The organism is Sphingobacterium phlebotomi (genome assembly GCF_008180195.1).
Lineage (GTDB): Bacteria > Bacteroidota > Bacteroidia > Sphingobacteriales > Sphingobacteriaceae > Sphingobacterium > Sphingobacterium phlebotomi.
In genome coordinates, this window is record NZ_VTAV01000008.1 from 70,363 (window position 1) to 92,126 (window position 21,764).

General features: G+C 44.2%; 12 protein-coding genes. 3 read left to right on the forward strand and 9 right to left on the reverse strand.

From position 1 onward, the window contains the following. Positions 1–19: 19 nt before the first annotated feature. Together FXV77_RS12525 and FXV77_RS12530 are read left to right on the forward strand one after the other, a co-directional pair. On the forward strand, positions 20–382 hold the full coding sequence (locus FXV77_RS12525) for a hypothetical protein (protein ID WP_148919569.1): 363 nt from the start codon (positions 20–22) through the stop codon (positions 380–382). Positions 383–589: 207 nt separating this feature from the next. Further along, positions 590–1,438, forward strand: coding sequence for a sialate O-acetylesterase (locus FXV77_RS12530; RefSeq protein WP_148919570.1), 849 nt, complete (start codon positions 590–592; stop codon positions 1,436–1,438). A gap of 100 nt (positions 1,439–1,538) precedes the next feature. Here the strand turns inward: FXV77_RS12530 and FXV77_RS12535 are convergent, their stop codons facing one another. The 9 genes from FXV77_RS12535 to FXV77_RS12575 form a co-directional block, all read right to left on the reverse strand. Beyond that, complete coding sequence (locus tag FXV77_RS12535) at positions 1,539–3,917, reverse strand: glycoside hydrolase family 127 protein (protein WP_148919571.1); 2,379 nt, start codon at positions 3,915–3,917, stop codon at positions 1,539–1,541. Positions 3,918–3,984: 67 nt separating this feature from the next. Then, positions 3,985–5,748: a glycoside hydrolase family 43 protein gene (locus FXV77_RS12540; RefSeq protein ID WP_148919572.1), complete on the reverse strand. Its 1,764-nt coding sequence runs from the start codon at positions 5,746–5,748 to the stop codon at positions 3,985–3,987. Between the two features lie 31 nt (positions 5,749–5,779). Next, the gene (locus FXV77_RS12545) at positions 5,780–7,720 is read right to left on the reverse strand and encodes a glycoside hydrolase family 97 protein (protein WP_148919573.1); all 1,941 of its coding nucleotides are present in this window, start codon (positions 7,718–7,720) and stop codon (positions 5,780–5,782) included. A gap of 4 nt (positions 7,721–7,724) precedes the next feature. Beyond that, positions 7,725–9,278, reverse strand: a complete 1,554-nt coding sequence (locus FXV77_RS12550; protein ID WP_148919574.1) for a hypothetical protein — start codon at positions 9,276–9,278, stop codon at positions 7,725–7,727. A 26-nt stretch (positions 9,279–9,304) separates the two neighbouring features. Continuing rightward, on the reverse strand, positions 9,305–11,338 hold the full coding sequence (locus tag FXV77_RS12555; protein WP_148919575.1) for an alpha-glucuronidase: 2,034 nt from the start codon (positions 11,336–11,338) through the stop codon (positions 9,305–9,307). A gap of 22 nt (positions 11,339–11,360) precedes the next feature. After that, entirely contained in the window at positions 11,361–12,323 is a 963-nt protein-coding gene (locus FXV77_RS12560) for a glycoside hydrolase family 43 protein (protein WP_148919576.1), read from the reverse strand. Positions 12,324–12,340: 17 nt separating this feature from the next. Then, positions 12,341–13,477, reverse strand: coding sequence for an endo-1,4-beta-xylanase (locus tag FXV77_RS12565; RefSeq protein ID WP_148919577.1), 1,137 nt, complete (start codon positions 13,475–13,477; stop codon positions 12,341–12,343). 19 nt (positions 13,478–13,496) lie between these two features. Next, positions 13,497–14,909 carry an MFS transporter gene (locus FXV77_RS12570; protein WP_148919578.1) on the reverse strand — a complete coding sequence of 471 codons (1,413 nt, stop codon included), beginning with the start codon at positions 14,907–14,909 and terminating at the stop codon, positions 13,497–13,499. A gap of 30 nt (positions 14,910–14,939) precedes the next feature. Then, positions 14,940–17,447, reverse strand: coding sequence for a glycosyl hydrolase 115 family protein (locus FXV77_RS12575; RefSeq protein ID WP_148919579.1), 2,508 nt, complete (start codon positions 17,445–17,447; stop codon positions 14,940–14,942). A gap of 236 nt (positions 17,448–17,683) precedes the next feature. Here FXV77_RS12575 and FXV77_RS12580 point away from each other — a divergent pair, with 236 nt between their 5' ends. Next, positions 17,684–21,688 (forward strand): hybrid sensor histidine kinase/response regulator transcription factor, encoded by a 4,005-nt coding sequence (locus FXV77_RS12580; protein ID WP_148919580.1) that lies wholly within the window; start codon positions 17,684–17,686, stop codon positions 21,686–21,688. Positions 21,689–21,764: the final 76 nt, after the last annotated feature.

The following is a 21,764-nucleotide window of genomic DNA, read 5'->3' on the forward strand; positions in this document are numbered from 1 at the left end:
ACTTTTAAAATTAGAAATCATGAAAAAAATCATTTTAATTTTAGCTATCGTCTTTAGCAGCATGTTCAGCTCGTATGCCTACAATCAACAAAGTGTAACTGCGTACGCCGGCATTCCAACAAATTATGCTTACATGGGGGTAAACATTAATAGTTACTGTACTCAGTTACTCCTTAATTGTACTTGGAATATGCTGGCAACTAGCGGGTCCGTACAAGCGTACGATGACATCCTTCTAGCTGAATATAATTGGGGACCTGGCGGTGGAGACCGATACCACAGCGCAAACGGTTCATATAGATATTGGGGCTACATTAGGGTATTTATCGGTGCTGATGGATCGACCGGAGCTTCAGGAACTGCCACCTTAACCTGGTGGTAATCAACTTAACAAGGAAGTAAAATCATCAAAAAACACTTTAATTTAAATTATTTATTATTTAAGATATTTGTTTGGTTCGAATTCAAGTGGTAAAACCGCTTAAAACTGTAAAATAATTTATATTGGGCTATCAGATAAGAGGGAGGTTTCGCTCCCTCTTATTCATTTGATTCAATGGATCGTATATTTAGCATAAAATACAATATCATGATAAAAAATAAAGTCTCCATCCTATTTACGGCATTTTTCATGCTCGTTTTTTCTATACATCACGGTTACGCCCAAGACCGCAATGTCTATATCTTCTTATGTTTCGGCCAATCTAACATGGAAGGTACCGGAAAAATCGAGGTTCAGGATACCATAGCGGATATCCGGCTACTACATTTACAGGCTGTCGATTGTCCCGACCTTGGCCGACAGAAAGGCCACTGGTACAAAGCAAAATCCCCACTCTGTCATTGCAATACGGGTGTCAGTCCTGCTGAGCAATTCGGCAAAGCCCTTGTCCAAAATTTACCAGATAGTATTACCGTAGCGTTAATCCATGTGGCCATCGGCGGTTGCCACATTCAGCTATTCGATCAAGATAGCACCGCCGCCTACGTGGAAAGAGCACCGGGCTGGATGAAGAGCAAACTCGCTCTGTACGACAACAATCCTTACAAAAGATTGGTTGAAATGGCGAAAATAGGACAGCAGAAAGGTGTCATCAAGGGAATTCTCTTACATCAAGGAGAAAGTAATACCGGCGACCAAGACTGGCCTAATAAGGTCAACAAGGTTTACACCAATCTGTTAAATGATCTAGATCTCGTGGCCAACGAAACACCTCTTCTTGCGGGAGAAATGCTATCTGCGCAGCAAGGAGGAAAATGTGCCAGCATGAATGAAATCATTAATACCTTGCCGCAAACCATTCCAAATGCCCATATCGTCTCCTCCAAATATTGCGAAGGTGCTCCCGACGACATACACTTCAGTTCCGCCGGATATCGCAAATTAGGAAGCCACTATGCTGATGTATGGTTGGATTATCATTACAATCGAAAATAACAACGATTCCGGAAATATTGCTAGTAAGCATTACATCTAGAAACAAAGAGGCACTGCATATTGCAGTGCCTCTTTGTTTTAACAACTCGTTGCGAACAAATCAATCTTCCACCAACCTCACCCGAAACACCCGCCCAGCCCGATGTCCATTATGAGGAACAAACTTCACTGTAACAAACGCTGCATCTTTCAAGTACGCTTTCGGTATCTCATAACTAACATCGAAGAACTTACTTTGATTCCATTTTCCACCCAGCTTTTCTGTTGCCAGAAGCTGCCCATCTACAAGAATATCGAAATCACGATTTCCAGATTCGTACCCCCAATAGGTAATCAATAGCGATAGGTCTTCCTTTTTGGCAGTTTGCAATTCAAAGGAAAAATATCCACCATTTTCAGCTTCCCGCCAGGACTGACCATGATGTACTCCACGAGCGGATTTTTCTTCTTTAAGGCGATGATCTACCTCGGGTTGCTGCTCTCCCAGTTTTACGGCATCAACCGTGCGTTTATCCAACTCCAGTTTTAACCGTTCCTCCTCTTTTTTCTCCGCCTGAAGCTTATCAAACTCCGCTCCTGTCATCGCCAGCCAATACATCATATAACGGCTATCATGGATTTCATAAAAAGGCTGTAAGGTAAGTTTGCCAAAACGTCTGTCGATAAATGATGCGGGCACCTCAAAATGTAACGGTTCGTTCGCCACGGGGATAGCTTGATTTAGCGTGCTGATCAATGCGGCACGTTCGCCAATAAGAGCAGGCGTATCAAAAAGAGACACCAAGGAACCGTGCGCGATATGCCCCCAACGGTGATCATCGGCAACCAATCCAGACAGGTCACCGCCCCCCACTTTGCTACCCATCAAAATCGGCCCTCTAAATAGCGAAATATACTCCGGATGATGTTCCAACTCTTCCACATGAAACTCCATAGGCATATCGACTTCTATCTTATCGCCTTTCTGCCACTTCCTATCGATCAAAATATAAGAACCCGGTTGAAACGATGTCGCATAGTCTTTTCCATCCACGATGACTTTCATCTTTCCCGACGGCACCCAATTCGGATACCGGATAAGGAGTTTAGCATCCGACGCGTTAATTTTATCAATGGTTAACGTGCTCTTACCAGACACCGGAAAATCAGTGTGCTGTGTTAACTTTATTCCTTTTTCTTTCCAATCCAGCTCGGAGGCAACAAAAAGATTGACATACAGCGCGTCGCCATCATGCGTATAGATCATCTCCCCGTATTTGCCATGATTTTCCATACCTGTACCCACACAGCACCACATCGCACTGTTTACTTGTGAATAAACACGATAGTGCGCCGGGCGTGCCGAGGTAAAATAAACATAGCCCCCGTGCTCGGGATGTTGAGTGGAAAGAATATGGTTGTACAGTGCTTTTTCATAAAAGTCCATATATTTCACATCGGGTTTCATACGGAACAAGCCTCCCGCCAGCTTCAACATATTATTGGTATTGCAGGATTCGGGACCTTCCCGTTCTTCCATATAGCTTAAAAAATCTTGCTCCGAAGGGAAATGCTCTCGGCGGCTATTCCCGCCTAAAGAAAGAGAGCGGTTCTGGGATACGGTCTCCCAAAAGAAATCAGCAGCTGTCGTATAGTCCTGCTCATGCGTCAACTCTGCCACCCGCTGATACCCGACCGCTTTGGGTACCTGCGTATTCGCATGCATATTGTCCAAGTTATCCACGCGATTTGATATCGAATCGAAAACCAGTTTATGTGAAAAACGCTTCGCTGTCGTAAGATAGCGCTTATCACCTGTTATTTGATAAGCATCTGCGTACACTTCATTCATTCCCCCAAACTCATTGGCCAACATCGACTCCATTTGTTCATCGCTTAATGCAGCTATGAGATTGGCTCCCCAATCACTCAACTTGATAAACATCACTTTGGCTTCTTCAACGTTCCCGTAAAGCCATGCATCGCGTAAGCCAGCATACGTTTTATGCAGGTTATACCACGGCACCCAATATTTCCAAACCTCGCCTACGTTTCCTTTTTTTACTTCTTTCCAAAGGTTTTCGCCGTTAGGTACACCACCCAGATAGCCGTCACCGTTCTTATCCTGACAACGCTTCATTTCTGCCAACATATATTCCATACGCTCTTTACAGCGCACATCCCCAGTCGACGCATAATGTATCGCCAATGCGGAAAGATAATGTCCACCGACATGACCGTCTAAATCTATCCAATTCGAAAAACTAGGCGCTTTCGGTTCAAGCCCGGCTTCTTTTAGAAAGGGAGCCAAAAGACGGTCGACATCATATGCCAACAATGTTTCTACATTCAAATTTTGCGCATGTAGAAAAGGGCTTTCCAATAATTTTACGTTCCCCAGGTCGAAGGTATGATGGTATAATTTTTCTTGCGCCATCACGCTGCTGCTCATGGTCAGTGCTAACAACAAAATCGCGCTCGTGTTCTTTTTATTGATCATATTTTAAGGTTTAAAAATAAACGGGGCTCCACGGAGTTGGAGCCACCGTTCGAGCAACAAAACTAAACTAATTGATATGTATGTCATTCGCCGATGTGGCATACAATCCGATCATAGCGCCCGTAAATCCACCGGCTACATCGGTCGATAAGATATCACCTGATACCGTGCCACCTAAGTTTTCAAAATCACCACCATCTACTGCGTAGGTAAATTGATAATCATCTCCCCGGGCTTCTACTTTCAGCGAAATTTTTCCCGCCTCCGCTAGCTTTGTCTGTGCAATAACAGATGATTCGCCTTTCTCCGTTCTTTCTAAAACGAGATAATAATCAGCACCTGACTTGGTTACGCCGAATACGTAATGAAACGTTTCGCTTTGTACGCAAGCTAAACCTGCCAGATCACTTTCTGTTTCCGGCTTGTAGTTCATATCAACGGATGCCGAAAAAGTAGCGTGCTGCTGACGGTGAAATAAGGTAGAAATGGGTTTCTGGGCTTTGATATTCACATCAAACGGTTTTATGATCAATCCATGTGTACCTTCTTCAACAAATTTCTCACGTGGACCGCGCAAGGCGATCCAGCGATCATCCAAACCATTTCCTTCAAATTTATCTACAAACGTAAAATTACCGTTAGGAAAAAAGTCATCCGTATCCATTCTATTTTCCGCACCTTGAGGCATTTTGATAGACGGCTGGAGCGGTTCCATTCCACCCTCGAATATCGGCCATTCGCCAGACCAATCAACGGGTAAAATAAACGTCTCGCGCCCCGTATTTACGCGATTCTTTTCATTCGGACGAATAGCAAGAAATACACCGTACCAATCGCCGGACGGTGTTTCCACCAGATCCGCATGACCAGCCCATTCCACCGGATTAGGTCGGCTCTTATCCAAATGTCGCTGCGACAGAATAGGATTCTTATCGGCAGGTTTATAAGGCCCTCGCGGACTGTCACTAACGAAAACAACCTCGCTATGGTTCGCCCCGGTTCCGCCTTCAGCACACATCAAATAGTATTTACCATACCGCTTATAGATATGAGGCGCCTCAATCCAGATTGGTTTTTGTGTAATATCTACGCCACCATCAACGATAATCTTGTCTGTACCGGCGATGACCTGATCCTTCTCCACATCATAATCCCACACTTTAATCACGCGATGTCCTTCATATAGCTCCTTTCCTTCATCTGGCGCATCGTTGTGGATCACGTAACCTTTGCCATCGTCATCAAAGAACAGCGCTGGGTCAATTCCACCAAAATTGAGTTTAATAGGATCCGACCAATTGCCCTGTAATGGATCTTTGGTCTTGACCACCATATTACCAATGCCGGACGCAATTTGTGTCGTAATCATGTAGAAGGTATCGTTGTGCCGATTATACAGAATATCCGGTGCATATATCCCCGCACTGATACCCGCCGTTTCGACTTTCAATTGTGATTCCCGATCCAATACATGTCCGATCTGTTTCCAGTTTACCAAATCGTTGGAATGAAAAATGGGTACACCTGGAAACATGACAAAAGATGATGCCACCAGATAATAATCGTCTCCTTTTCGGGTGATGCTCGGATCCGGGTAACAGCCTTGTAGAATTGGACTGTAAAAATGACCATCCTGTAAAGGGTTGTGCTGATATATCTTATCCGTACCTGTGTAGGTAAAGTTCTGGAACAATGGTTCAGGAGCTCCATCTCTACCGCCATTATCTTCTGCACTACTATTTGTATACTGGCACGAAGCAAATAAAGTGGTTAACAAGAAGCATGACCATATGCTCGTCTTTCCTTCAAACTTTCTTTTTCTTGATTGCATATTTTTCCTTTTATTAATATTTCTTATCTCATTAAAAGATGACTATACCACCTTTTGGCTGGATGGTCACGTCAATTTCTCCATGTTTATCTATCTTAATGTTGGACTGGTACGTTGTGCCATCTTTTTTATCCGAAATCGACTTCCGCGTGCCACCATCCAGCATCGCGACGTTAAGCTTTATCTTAACAGGTGTATTTTCCGCATTTACGCCAGCCAGATACCATTTATCGCAGTGTCGCCTCGCCAAAACAACATACTTGCCCGGGTAACCGGCAACAAGCCGTGTTTCATCCCAAGTCGTGGGAACCTCACGCATAAAGTCAATTTCAAAACTTGGCACATCAGACAAGTTATTAGGCGTCAGGGCAAAGGGCTGAACAGGATTTTGGAATAACACGGCTGTAGCCAACTGAAAAGCGTCAGTCGTTAACCGTTTGTTACGATCCTTGTTTTCTCTATGAAGATACTTGTTTAATAAAACACCGCCAAACTCCATACTCCCAACCGTATTGCGTACAAAGGGATGCAATGTCGCATAAAAAGCCTCGTTGTCACGTACGTGCTGAGAAAAGATCAACATTTCGGAGGCGATAACGGCTTCACTTCCGACGTAATTAGGATACATCCGTTCCCATCCGCGGGGCAATGTAGCACCATGGAAAATAATCATCAGACCGTGGTCGTTCGCATCAGACAAAATATCTTCATACAACCGCATGGTCTCTTGCTTATCCCCACCAAAGAAATCTACCTTTAGCCCTTTCACCCCAATCTCTTGTAGCCATTTCATTTCTTGTTTACGAGCAATGGAGGTATTCATTCGATTACGGGGACCTTGTGGGGCATCGTTGAAAGTCCCGTTGGAATTATACCATAGAAATAGATCCACATTCTTACTACGGGCATACTGCACCAATTCTTCTAACTTTTCCTTTCCTAAGTTGACATCCCAAAGTGCGTCAACAAGAATATAAGGATAACCCAAACCGGAAGCCAAATCAACATAGGTGACCTGATCGTCCCAATTCATACTTTGGTCTTGCCATACAATCCAGCTCCAAGTTGATTTTCCGAATTTATATGCTTGAGAGGCTTCATATAAAGGTTCAACAACATCGAACGGAATCGTAGTTTCCACAATAGGCTTCAAATCACTTCCTACTGTGATCGTACGCCAAGGCGTTACACCCGGCAACGATAGTGCAGCGCCCGTGCTACCAAAACCATTGTTCTGCTCCATATCGGGATAAGCAACATGAAAAGTGCCATCTTCTGATATCTCACGAAGGTGAGAAGCGCAATACAGACCGTTTACGCCCGTCTCGGAGAGAAGTGCCCAGCCTTTATCGCCTACTTTAAATAAGCCTGGGAATACAAAGCCATACTTACTTTTGGCGGAAGCTATTGGTGCATCCGCGATGTAGGCACTTTCATAACTTGGTGCTGTCCGTGCAAAACCTGTCATCGGCTTCATCATATTGGATAAAAATGCAGTGGTTTCTTGAGGAAAGCGGTACCCTGTTTCCTCCTGATGAACCACTACACTTCGTCTCTCTCCCCAAACGGGCAGTTCGTATCGAAAAGCTATATCGTTGTTGCTCACTTGGAAAACAACGGATAAAAGTTGTTTATCCTCGTTTTCCAACGTTAAGGTCAAAACATTCGCTTGATAGCTGATACGCGATACTTTTATACGATCCTGCTCATAAGTTTTTTCAATCTTCCCTGTATCTGACGTCGCAAACTTTAAACCATTGATAAAGTTACTTTCGTTCGTATGTAAGCCCAATGGTGACTTATCTAACAGCACAGCACCTTTGTAGTTGACAGTATAATACAGTCGCCCCTGCTCCACCGAGCAGCTCACCCGCAGATTTTTATCCGGACTTTCGATGGACACATCCTGTGCGGTCAATTTTACAGTATAAAGTATAGCAAAAAAACAGATCAGCGAACGTATATATGCCATAAGTTTATTTGATTAATTTAATAGAAACAATCGATTTTGGCCCTACGTTAAGCACCACACCTGTTTTGTCTGCAGTCAAGGCTATGTTCTTAGCGGTCATGTTATCTGCTTCCGTAGTCTCGATAGCCTCTGCACTCGAAACTTCTACGGGGAGATTAAACTGTATCGCTTGCAAATCCACTGTTCCATGGTTTTGTAAAACAAGCGTTATATCGTGCTCTCCTTCATAGGCCGTTACCAAGAAATCATTGTTTCCTGCTATCCCCTCAACCGCGATACGTTGTCTTCCTGTCACAAAATTAGCATAATGAGCCAGGATAGAAGATCGAGGTAATAATTGGCCCACAGTAGTCCCTTGTTGTCCATCACCGATCATACTATAATAACGTTTTAAATACCAGTATACATAGGCATTAAAATTCGCTTCCATACATCCGTGAACTTCTTCACCAACCATTAGTGCCTGATCCCATGACCAATCGTCAGGAGTATTAGAATTATGCAAATGTTCGGTCATCCAAATTTCTTTACCGTGCTGTCTCGCTAAAGGATAATCACCAATTCCTCCACCATATAAATGCGTCCCTACAATATCCAAGTTTTGGACCGCGACGGCATCATTTAAAACCGGATCTGTTAGTTCTTTTTTGAAGTTGACGGCTTCCGCTGCGATGACTTTAACTTTTATTCCATGAGCGTAATCCCGCATAAACGCTAGAATTTGCTCCGGCGACCAAACACAAGCATCATAGTCGGGATCCCAGTCTGGTTCATTTTGAATGGAAACCGCCTCTATAGTCACACCATTCTCTGCCATATAATCAACGAAGGCGTTTAAATGATCTACATAATCTTGATAAAATTCCGGCAAAAGATATCCACCGTTTCCTCCAGCTTGCTGGTTACTACTTTTCATATGAGCGGGTGGCGTCCACGGTGAACCAAAAATCCGCACCCCTAAAGATTGGGCTTTCTTGGCGATTGCCAAATCCCTATTCCCATTCGCAGGATCGGGATAAATCATCATACGGAGCATTTTAAAGCCCAAACCATTGCTCCCGAAGAGAATTTCTACATCATCTTCTGTCAATTGATTATCCCCCAACCATAATGCAGGATTCAACATCCCTCCGAAACCAGTAATAAACTGATATTTTATCGCGGTATTCAGCGCTAATTCAACTGGAGGTTTCGGCAATTGGCTAACCACAACCGGATATTCTTCTCCGGTAGTACGGTTACGGAAGACTACCTGTTGCTGACGTTCTTCTCCGGTGGTGTTTTCGGCATAATTAAAATGGATCCGGGTCGTACTCGCATGAGTCAAACTTCCGCCCTGTCTAAACGTAAAATCGGACAGAAACCCTTCTTCAGCTGACTGCAATTCCCATTCGGAATAAGCCCAGCGCAGCGTAACTTCGGCCCGACCTGCTGCGTGTGCAATGGAAATTTCATTGTTGGATACTTCCAAGGCCGGACTTTTTACATCTTCACTTTTCTTACATCCAATGAATAGAAGCGGTAGTATTAATAGTAATAAAATAGGTTTTTTGTACATTTTTTTAGGTTTATATGCGTAAATGATTAATTATGATGTTTCATATCGAGTTTTATTTTTTTCAGTGTTTCAAGTTCGTGAATAGGGCGTTCCAGTTCATAGGGTATCGGCATGTTGGAGAATGCCTGGAAATACAGTAAACAAGCATCTTTCCACCAAACCGCATCCTTTGCCTGAATCTTTAGTTTCGATTGCACTTCCGTAAATCGTTGTGCATCTATATACTGCTCCAATCGATCCCATGTCTTCTGAAATTCGCGCACGTCCTGCACGCCCCTATCATAACGAAAACAAAGTTCATCCCACAACGTACGGCCATTTTTCATGGTATGCCCCCATGGCACATGATGGAACCACAAAAGGAGGTTTTCCGGACATGATTTTATATCACCATATAAAGTTCTTAAAGGTTCATGGTATTGGGATACAGCATCACTCCCGCTTTTCGTGCGGTCGAATCCTATCCCGACGGTATCTGCATTATGATAGTACCACGGCATCCAATCTGGACGTCCCCCTTTCCTATCGCCCCAAGGTTCCGGTCCGTAATGATGATCAAAAGCGAAAATATGATGCAATCCGAGCGGCATCATGTAATCGACCACCGCTTCACGTGAATCCATCATGAGCTGGCGAACAGGCTGCACAAAATTCGGCTCGTCCGTAAAGGTCTGGTAAATCCATTCTTCCGCAATCTGTTCTGACGAAAGCTGGTGATTCCAAGCCAGACGACCGAAAGCATACCAGTTTGCCTGTGCAAAATGATGTCCCGTCCAATTCGTATCTTCACCGATATTGGCAACAGCAGATATGGCTGTTTTCTGATGGTTACCTAGGCTACTGTCCGTAATCCGTGCGACCGAGCTATTTGGTCCTTGGCTATATGTCTCGGCGTCCAGTGTTTCCTTAAACAAAGGAGCCAAGTATACTAAATGATTCGAAAATCCCAGATACTCTTGGGTAATCTGAAATTCCACCATCTGCGGTGTTTTTTCCATCGCGCCAAAAAGTGGCGTAAAAGGCTCCCGTGGTTGAAAATCAATGGGTCCATTTTTTATCTGTATAATAACATTATCCCGAAATTTCCCATCCAACGGAACGAATTCTTGGTATGCTTGTTTGGCACGGTCTTCTTCGGTGGGATTATACACAAACGCCCGCCACATCACCACACCCCCATAAGGTTTTAATGCATCTGCTAACATATTGGCACCATCCGCGTGGGTACGTCCATAATCCTGTGGCCCTGGTTGTCCTTCCGAATTTGCCTTCACCAGAAAACCTCCAAAATCGGGAATATGTGTGTAAATCTCCTTGACCTTAGCTACCCACCAAGCTTGCACTTCCTTCCGCAGTGGATCGGAATCGGATAAACCGTCCAGCACTTTCGGCGAAGAGAAGTTTGCAGACAGATAAACCTTTATACCATACTTTCGGAAAGCATCCGCTAACGCCTTCACCTTTTCCAGATAGTCCGCTGTTAAAATTTGCGGCGAGGCATTGACATTGTTTAAAACCGTAGCGTTTATGCCTATAGATGCATTAGCCCGGGCATATTGCTCGTATCTCGGTGATAGCTGTTTCGGCAGTTCGTCCCACTTCCATAACGAATAACCGGCATAGCCCCGCTCCACCGTTCTGTCTAAATTATCCCAATGGTTCAAGATACGAATATCGTAATCCGGAATCTCCTCGATATCCAGATGTTCGATATCTGCTCCCGTTTCTTGCAACCTTAACAAATGGTAGGCGGCATACAATAGCCCCGCGGGCTCCGCAGCGACCACCTCCACCCCTGTTCCGTCTCCTTTGATCTGATAGCCGTCCCTTAATTTTTTTATTTTCTTATCCAACCGCAACGAGATCGATGAACCCCGCCAATAGCTTTCTAATTCCTGTTTTGCTAACTGCATCGTTTGATCTTTAGCTTGCAGACTGATCGTGCGTTGTTGCGCGATATGTTTGTCTACCGGCGTGTATCGTAACCAAAGCTGGCTCCCGTCCTCTGCAAAAAGCGAACAAGGGAACAGTAATAGCAGCAAAAAAAATAGTCGTCTCATTATCACGGGTTATCGTTCTTAGTTATTGTCCTGCTATGGTCTTTATCAATCCCTGTTTATCATATTCCAGTTCGACCATCTTCATGCTGCGCAACCATGTCTTTCCGCCGGAGGGAACGGCATCATGGTAAAACAGGAACCACTGTCCATTAAATTCCAAGATGCTGTGGTGTGTTGTCCAACCGACCACGGGTGTTAGTATCACCCCTTGATAGGTAAAAGGACCATACGGATTGTCCCCAATAGCATAGCACAACAAATGGGTATCGCCAGTAGAATACGAAAAGTAATATTTTCCTTGGTATTTATGTACCCATGACGCTTCAAAAAAACGGCGTTCGGTATCGCCCTGTTTCAGGGGATTACCTTCCTCGTCCAGCAAAACCACATCACGCGGTGCTTCGGCAAACTCCAGCATATCATCTTGTAACTTCGCTATCTTCGGGCAAAGAGCCCGTTCATGAAAATGCGGAAGTTCGCAAGGAGGCGTCAACTTATTATCCCGATAAAACTGCAATTGCCCACCCCATATCCCACCAAAATAGATGTAATATGCTCCATTATCTTCAAAAACACAAGGGTCGATGCTGTAGCTACCCTTTATCGGGTGGGGTTCTGGAATAAAAGGCCCCTCTGGCATATCACTGGTGGCTACACCTAAACGGAAAATATCGTTCTGGTCTTTCAGTGGAAAGTACATGTGATACTTCCCATCCTTATGGGCTACATCAGCATCCCATAATTGCCTCCCAGCCCAAGGGATGTCCTGAACCGATAGCGCAACGCCATGATCAATCACACCGGCATCCCGATCTTCCATCGAAAAAACATGATAGTCCCGCATATCGAAATGATCACCGTTATCATTTTCTGCTATACCGCTCTCCCAATCATGGGATGGGTATATATAAATCTTATCTTCAAATACGTGGGCAGATGGGTCTGCCATATAATCGTTCGGAAATAAATACCTAGGCATCTTCATATTAAAAGGGTGTCAAGTTATTTTGTTAAATCGATAAGGTCTTCAAAAAACGGTTTCGGTTCATAGTTACGGTCGAACAACAAAGGATAATCGGTACGACCTTCGATCGGCCAGTCGTTCTTCCAGGAATCTGCGTCCCCGACCCCCCACAAGGTCACCCGACTGATCTTGTCTTGATACTTCACGTATAACTTAAAGAAATCAACATAGCGCTCGCCCAATTTTTTCATCTTATCCTCCGGTAGGCTTTCCTTATAGGGGTCTAAGCTCTTGGCATAGGCTGCGGTATCGGTCAACTCGGCTCCTCTATGTCTTCTTGCATTCGGTAGAACAGATATATCCATCTCGGTAACCATGACTTTAACCCCCAAATCCGCAAAATCATTTATCGTTTTCTCTGTTTCTTCCAGAGAGGCGTGGGTTAACCCATGATGCTCCTGCATGCCCAACCCATCAATTTTGACACCGGCATCCTGTAGTTTCTTTGCCAACCGAACAATTCCTTCACGCTTCGCCGGAATCGAGGTGGAATAATCATTATAGTAAAGTTCGGCATCGGGATCTGCTTCATGCGCAAATTGAAAAGCTAACGGAATGAAATCTTCGCCGATAATTTCATAAAATTTACTCTTTCTGTATTCACCATTATCTAAGATCGCTTCGTTTACCACATCCCATCCATGGACACGTCCCTTATACCGGGAAACGACGGTATGAATATGGCTTCGCATCCGTTCAATCAACACCTCCCGCGAAACATCATTCCCTTCTTTGTCGGAAAAAAACCATCGGGGTGCCTGTGAGTGCCATATTAACGTATGTCCCACGATATGCATATGGTGCTTTTCACCATACGCAACAAACTGGTCGGCATCCTTAAAATAGAACTCACCTTCACGAGGCTGGATAAACATACTTTTCATACAATTTTCGGCAACGATCGAGTTAAAATGCTCTTCAACAACTTTGCTGGCAGCAGGATTACGTTCCCAAATCTGTACTAAGTTTAAAGCCGTACCGACATAAAATTGCTCAGCATATGCCTCCTTAAAAACGGCCTCATTCTTCTTACTGGTTACCTGTGAATTTGTGGAAGTGCAGCCCACACCCCACGTCGCTATTCCAGCTAAAATTACGGTTTTTACGATATTCATATTCAATTTATATTTCTAGTTAATGTTTGTGTCTATTTTCTATTTCGTAATTGATTTTATCGATTAGATCATCTTCCAGTTTGTATTTGGAAATAATAAACATGGCTACGACTAATAGCAAAGCCGGAATAACGACCACGAGCCATAAAATACCTTGCTCGGCAAAGGCAGATTGCGTCAATGTATTATCTTTATCAAAGCCTACATAGGCTAATACTAAGCCGGGTACAACGCCGCCTAAGGCCATTCCGGCTTTATAAAAAATCCCGGTCAGCGCATTTACAATGCCGGAAATCCGTTTGCCCGTAGTATGTTCTCCATAAGATATAACCTCCGGCACCAGTGCCCACATATAGCCTGTGGCGACAATGATGCCGGTTGATTTTACAAACTGCGCAACAAGCACCAACCATATCAGCGATTTTAAAGAAGGAACGACCGATATGACATAGAGCATAACCATCCCCACAATAGCAATGCTGAGAAACACGTAAAACATTTGCTTCTTACCGATCGCCCGCTTGATGGCAGGCACCAAGGGCATAAAGATGAATGCCGGAATGGAGCCTAATGCCATGAAATAAGGCAGCATTTCGGGAGCCTGCACGTTATAGATCATGTAATAGGATCCGGCAGAGTTCCCAATGGCCATCATGGCAAATGCGGTGATAAAAAAGAATGCCAGCACGCGGAGCGGACCGTTATGCTTAAACTCTACCCATAAATCGGAAACCTGCACTTTCTCCGTATCTTTTTCATCCATGACCACCCGCTCTTTGGTCTGTGTGTAGCAAAACACGAGTAAAGCCAACCCCACAATAGCATAAATGGTCATCGTGATGAACCACGCTTCGCCCGATTCGCGGGAGTTGATCTTCCCATCTGGCGAAAAATATTGTACGACGATAGGCACACCGTATCCTACGGCCAGCCCACCTAGATTCGCCATGAACATACGCACGGATGTTAGTTTCGTAATCTCATCCGTATCCCGTGTCAACGAAGCATTAAGTGCGCCATAGGGTACATTGATCAAGGTATAGAGCATAGACAGTCCGACATAGGTCACATAGGTGTAAACCAATGATCCGGAAAACCCATTCCAAAAACACAGGATCGCAAATCCGGTGAGTGGTATCCCTCCTAAAACAAGGTAAGAACGGTATTTTCCCATTTTGGGATTACGTTTATCTACGAAAGCACCTACAATAGGATCCCAAATAACGTCTACGATCCGAACGACTAAAAACATAACACCGGCAGCCGCGGCGGAAATGCCGAAAACATTCGTGTAGAAAATAAGCAAGTACATCGAAACCGTTTGGTAAATAAGGTTCTGGGCCAGATCGCCAGATCCAAATCCTATGCGTTGTACATGTGACAGCTTATAAAAGCCTTTTGATTCGTTAACCAAACGTGTTTCTGCGTTCATGTTGTGATATATCTTGTTGTTTTTATGATTTTATAATTTGACGGGGCGTTGCATGCTTTCGGGTGCGCCGAGATAAGTGGGTTGCAGTCCACCGAAATCCAGCATAATTTTTTGAATGACAATGCCGTGCTCCAGGGGCCGGATACGGATCGTATATTCCCCTTTAGCCGGAAAATTATGCGTCGTGGCATTTTCAATAATCCGATTGGCTTGCCAACGACCTAATTCTCCTTTGTAATGACCATTAATATTAAGAATCTGCTCTTCCCCCCCATTTATAGAGACGGCGTAGCGAAGACCGCGATTGGCATTATAATTTAAAGTTGGTGAGGTGAGCACGATTAGTTTAGCCTGACCGGTCGATTGTGCGTCGACCTTATATTCTAAGTAGACCTGTTCATCCAATGGCGCCGTAACCGGCAACGTCGTGATCGCAGAAGCAGTTTTGCCCAAATTCGGCAGCTCTGTCCACGACACCTGAGCAGAATGACTTGCCCGATGGAAATTCATGGCCTCTATCGATACATAACCATTCTCTTCTACAAAAACTTTTGACGCTGCGTTAGCGGAAGCCGAGTCTAGATACGTCACCTTTGGCATAATGCTATGTGGTGGATTATTCCAGCTGGTATATCCTATCCGAACCTGATCCATCATATGCTTCCATTTGCCATCAGACAACGTATTGAAATGCAGGGTCAACAAAGAATCCCGTTCAAATCCTTCTTTCACTTTATCTGCCCAGTAGTTTGCTTGTATATCGTTCTCCGCAACGTAAAAATCATTCTTCGCTTTGGCATAGTACATATCGTATAAGTTTGACATACCGTTGATCGGGAACAGAACCAGTTGGTCAAATGCATCTTTATAAGCATGCGGCAATTGATGATATAAACGCATGGCATCCACCAGCAATTGGCGATATTCCTGTACGACCGTTTCAAACTCATTATAATTTTCTAGGCTGTACGTTTTATCGTCTAATAGTTCAGGCGTTACACGATGGTTGAATTTCGTATACATATCGATCAGACGAGCAGCTTCTTTCGCATAGGCAGCGCCAAACTGTTGCGCGCACCATTCCTCCGTATGTGTTAAGAGATTAGCCGGATTAAAACGTTTAGGATCCCAGGCCATGTCTAAGAAAAAAGAAATTGGATATTCCATGGGCTTCAGATCGCCCACGTTGACCACCCATATTTTGTCTACACCGTGTTCATAGGTGAGGTTCATTTGTTCCCACACTCTGGAAATCTGACTTACGTTGAGCCATTTGGTATTACGCGGACCGCCCACATAGTCGAAATGGTAATACATGCCATATCCACCTTTGCGAGGCTTAGCATCCAATGCGGGGAGCTTGCGTACATTGCCCCAATTGTCGTCACAGAACAGCAACGTGACGTCATCAGGCACCCGCATACCCTCATCGTAATAATCCTGCACCTCTTTATACAGCGCCCACACTTGCGGTGTTTGTTCCGGTTTTTTACCGGTCACTTCTTTGATGATCTGACGTTGGTCTTTTACAATTTCCTCCAATAGACTAACGTTTTGCTCGTCACTCATCGGTTCATCCCCATCGCCACGCATAGCAATGGTCACGATGGTTTCCCAGTCTTTGGTGCGCTCCATACCGCCACGCCAAAATTCCTGGAGGCCTTTTTTGTTTCTACTGTAGTCCCAAGCACCTGCATTACCATGACGCTTCCATTCTGCCTGTGCCCGTGCCATGGGTTCGTGGTGCGACGTGCTCATCACGATGCCCATTTCATTGGCCAGTATGCCGTTTTGAGGATCATCGTCATAAAAAGCATTACCCCACATGGCTGGCCACAGAAAGTTGCCTTTCAAGCGGAGGATCAATTCAAAAACGGTTTCGTAAAACTGGCTGTTATAGCCCCCGAAGGTGTGATTAGTCCAGCGCGTTAATGCCGGGTATTCATCGTTGAGAAAGATACCACGATATTGTACGGCAGGTTCTCCATCCGTATAGATACCGGGCTTTATGTATAAATTTGCTTTAGGCTCTACCGGTATGTCTGCCCAATAATACCAAGGCGATACCCCCATTTGTTCGGACAATTCGTAGATGCCGTAAATTGTTCCGCGCTTGTCGCTTCCGGCAATAACAAGCGCCGATTCGATACCCGCTGCGGGATTGTTGACGACGGCAATCAAAAATTTCTCCCGCTTTCCGTCTATTTCCTTACGCTCCAGTAACCCTTTTTCCAATAACCCGTCAACAAGAGCAGATTGCCCCACCGTACCTATCCATATGCTTTTCGGCGCATCGGGCTGGCTTTCGGCTCTTTTTCCGGCGACTTTTTCAAAATCTTGCTGTAAGCTTTCAACGGCACGCAAAACACCTTTATCATCATTAGGGTCGACCTGCAAAGGAAGAGGTTGCCCATCCATGATAATAGGAAGATATCCGGGCGCCGATACATCGAACACGAATCGGTCTTCTGATTGCGCTCGTAATATTAAACTGAAAAAAATAAAGCAAAAGATAACCAGGTATTGTTTTATGATCATAACGATTTATTCATGTGTTTAGCTTGAGGGTAAAGGTAAATCAATAGGTAATCAAAGACAATCCAGCACGTTACATTCCATCTTTCTTTTGTTGCAAAGACCTTTTCATATGTTACATATTCATTCCTTTCTGTTTCAGGTTTAGATTTCGTCGCATATTTTACATAAAAAACACATCCTCCGGCCGAATAAAAGAATAGATTTTGTATCTTCCCTTTGAATAACCGTAAAAACCAATGTTAAGAGTATTTTTGCTTTCGATATTTTCTTTCTGTACACTCTTAGTTAGTGGACAGGCTACCCGTATCTATGATCATCGAGACTATGGATTTGGTGAATTATCGTCCAATCTGATCAAAAGCATCTCCCAGGATAAAAATGGCTATATATGGATCGCTACGGAATATGGACTCAATAAATTTGATGGGATACGGTTTATACAATACTTACATGATATACAGGACAGCACCTCCATTTCCAGTAACCATGTGACGATTCTCCATCGGGATTGCCGCGATCACTTATGGATTGGGTGCTCGAATGGCTTACAATACTACGACGAAAATAAGGATCAGTTTATACGCATCCAGTTTCCGGATCAAATAGCGCCGCATATCACCGATATCTTAACACGTCAGGATGAATCACTCTTGGTCACCACTTCGGGATGGGGACTTTTTTCCATCGATATCGCTAACGGCATCGCCGTTCCGTTAGAAGGCGCAAATCAGCGTATTGGGGGGATGTACGGTCGTAAGCTCATCGAAGATAAGGATCAGCATATTTGGATTGCCATGGATCGCCTAGGTGTTTTCCGGCTGTCGCCAGACTTCCAACAGGTGCGGAAGCTATCTCCCGATCAGGTTCCTTTCCCCAATGGAGACAAATATAATATGTTGGCAACCAACACGGGTGATGTGGTCTTGAGCTATCACGCGGAGATGGTTCTGGCAGATCGATCAGCTCGCCATTTTCAACCCATTACTTTTAACGGTAATCGGAGACCATTTATCAATGAGATACAGCTAAATGAAGAAGGGACAACGGTCATTGTCAGCACGGAACGCGAAGGCATGTGGCATTTGCCGCTGTCGGAACGTCCGCTTCGGCTCCAACAGATGGAACTTTCTAATCTCGATAAAAATTACAGCAATGCCCGTATATCAAGTTTCCTCCAAGATAGAGAAAAGAATCTGTGGCTGGGTTGGTTTCAGCGGGGTTTGGTTTTTATTCCGTCCAGCAATAAACAATTTGAATTCTGGCGGGTACTGGAAATAGAAGAATCTGATAAAAACAAGATTAACGCCATTACAACAGATTACCACGGCTATATATGGTATAGCGTAGATGGCATGGGCGTTTTTCAGGCGGATAGCGCCGGACATATCATCCAAACTCTTCCGGACTTAAACGATATAACCCAACTTACCCTGGGTGATCAAGGCGACATATGGTTTTTATCCTATAAACGAGGACTCGGCAAGATTGCAAATGGTCGTGAAATCATTTACCTGAACCAATTTTCGGGTGGCGATACCAATACCATGATCTTCGGAAAGAACAAAAAACTTTATATCTCTATCTTCGGCCGTGGTTTTATAGAATATGATCCCCGTACCAATACATCAAGACAATTTAGCATGAACAATACCATTACTTCGGCTGGGACGCTGGGAAATGATTGGATCAATACCATCCTATGTGATCAGGAAGGATTGATTTGGCTAGGCCATCACAAAGGAATTAGTTGTTATGATCCGCGAAAAAATGCATTCGTCAATCAGCGGGCAAATCGCGACCTCTCCGAGCAAATCGTGCTGTCATTGTTACAAGATAAACAGCAAAATATATGGGTCGGGACGTACAATGGACTGCATAAGATTGCGAAAAGCACATGGGAGTTATCGAGCTATACGACCAACAATGGGCTCTCCAGTAATGTTATTTCGGGTTTAGGCGAAGACAAACAAGGTAATATCTGGTGTAGCACCTATAACGGCATCAATTATGTAAACCCAACCGATAATAAAGTTGTAAACTACTATACGGGAGATGGGCTGGTCGATCGCTCGTACAATAGTTCTGTTTATCATCAAGATGCCGATGGGAAGATCTATTATGGCGGAAAACAGGGCATCACGTCATTCTTCCCACAACAGATTCATATATCCGAATATACACACCCGGTGTATATTACGAACTTATACATCCGAAACCAAACCATCAAGCCGGGAGACCTGTCGGGCGGGAAACCAATCTACACACAAGGACTTTCTAAGGCTAACACGTTTTATTTTGGGAGTCAGGATGATAGCTTTACGTTGGAATTATCGACGATGGATTTCAATAGTCCGGAAAACATCCACTATGAGTATCGGTTAAAAGGCTTCAACAAAACTTGGAACACGACCCTACCAGGCGTCAATCTCATTACATATAACAATCTGTCGTCAGGGGAACACGAACTGGAAATCAGAGCCTGCAAATTCGGCGCCTATTCGGAGAGCAAATTCGTCACGTTACATGTTATGCCTCCATGGTACCGCAGCACGCTTGCTTATCTCATCTACTTAGCGGTATTCATTGGCATACTTACCCTGATTGCCAATTATCTCCGGGAGCGCCGGCTGGAAAAGTTACATGCTTATAAACTTCAGCTTTTTACAGATATCTCCCACGAGATCCGTTCTCCCCTTACACTGGTTCTTAGCCCCATCGATAAGTTGATTAAAAATGCGACCGATAGACAGGCAAAAGAAACCCTGCAAAATATGCGTAGGAATGCGCATCGGATTTTAAATCTTGTCAACCAACTGCTCGATATCCGTAAATTGGAAAGTGGTCAGCTTCAATTAAAGTTTCAGGAAACCAACCTGACAGACTTTATTAAACAATGTGCTGAGGCGTATGAACAACAAGCCGAGGAAAGAAACATCACCTTTCAGATCACTTCCGATGCTACTTACATACCGGTTTGGATGGACACGAATAGTCTGGATAAGGTACTCCATAATCTACTGTCAAACGCTTTTAAATATACACCAGATGGCGGTACTATAAACGTCCATGTCACATCCTCTTTCAACAAACAGAACACCAAACAGCCTAGTTATGCGGAAATAACGGTCTCCGACACCGGTCCGGGGATACCCGAAGAGGATACGCTGAAGATTTTCAAACGATTTTATCAAGGCAACAACCAGGTTTCGGGCGGACAGCAAGGATCTGGTATCGGCTTGCATCTTACCCAGGTATTGGTGGAGAAACACGGGGGAAGTGTGTCTGCGGAAAACTGGACAGATAAGCCCGGAAGTCGCTTTATCGTAAAAATACCAATGGGTACCAGCCATTTACCGAAGACACAGTTGGTAAAAGATAACGACAATAAAAATACTTTGCTTGAAAAACCACCTATCACATCGACCGCAGCAGAGCCCGTTATCTCTCATATCATTCCGCACAAAACAAATTTCAAAGTACTCGTCGTGGACGATGAAAAAGATATACTACGATACGTGAGCCAGGAACTGCAAAGTATCTATAAAATTATATCTGCCGAAAATGGAAATGACGCCTTTCAGCTTGCCTTATCCCAGCTCCCGGATTTGGTTATATCCGATGTCTCGATGCCGGATATGGATGGATTTGAACTTGTCAAAAAAATAAAGAGCAACAGCTCGACAAATCATATTCCGGTTATCCTACTCACGGCCAAAATAAACCACGAAGACCGTATGCAGGGAATCGGTTTAGGTGCCGACGCATACCTCACCAAACCATTTCTCATCGAAGAGTTATTGATCATGGCCGAGAACTTGATTAAAAACCGGATGACAGTCAAAGGGAAATATTCGGGCGCGCAGCAGCAGGAAGGAAAAGTAAAGACGATCTCCTTTAAATCAAGCGATGAGATCCTGATGGAACGCATCGTTGGCATCATTAACAAATACCTGGAAGACCCCTGCCTCAATGTGCAGCTGTTAGCCGATGAAGTTGGACTAAGCCGCGTACAGTTACATCGAAAAGTGAAGGCATTAACAGGTATTTCGACGAGCGAGTTTATTCGAAATATACGCCTCAAGCAAGCCGAAAAATTACTATTGGATAAGCAAATGAATATCTCCCAGGTAGCTTATGCGCTGGGCTTTACCAATCAGACACATTTCTCTACACTGTTTAAAAAAATGTATGGTTTGAGTCCATCGGAATACATCAACCGCCACGCGAAGCAGCATAGTTGATATGCTTTATTTCATAGGTGTTGGTTAAGAAATATTTAATTAACATAAACCTAACAATAACATCATACAAGCATCT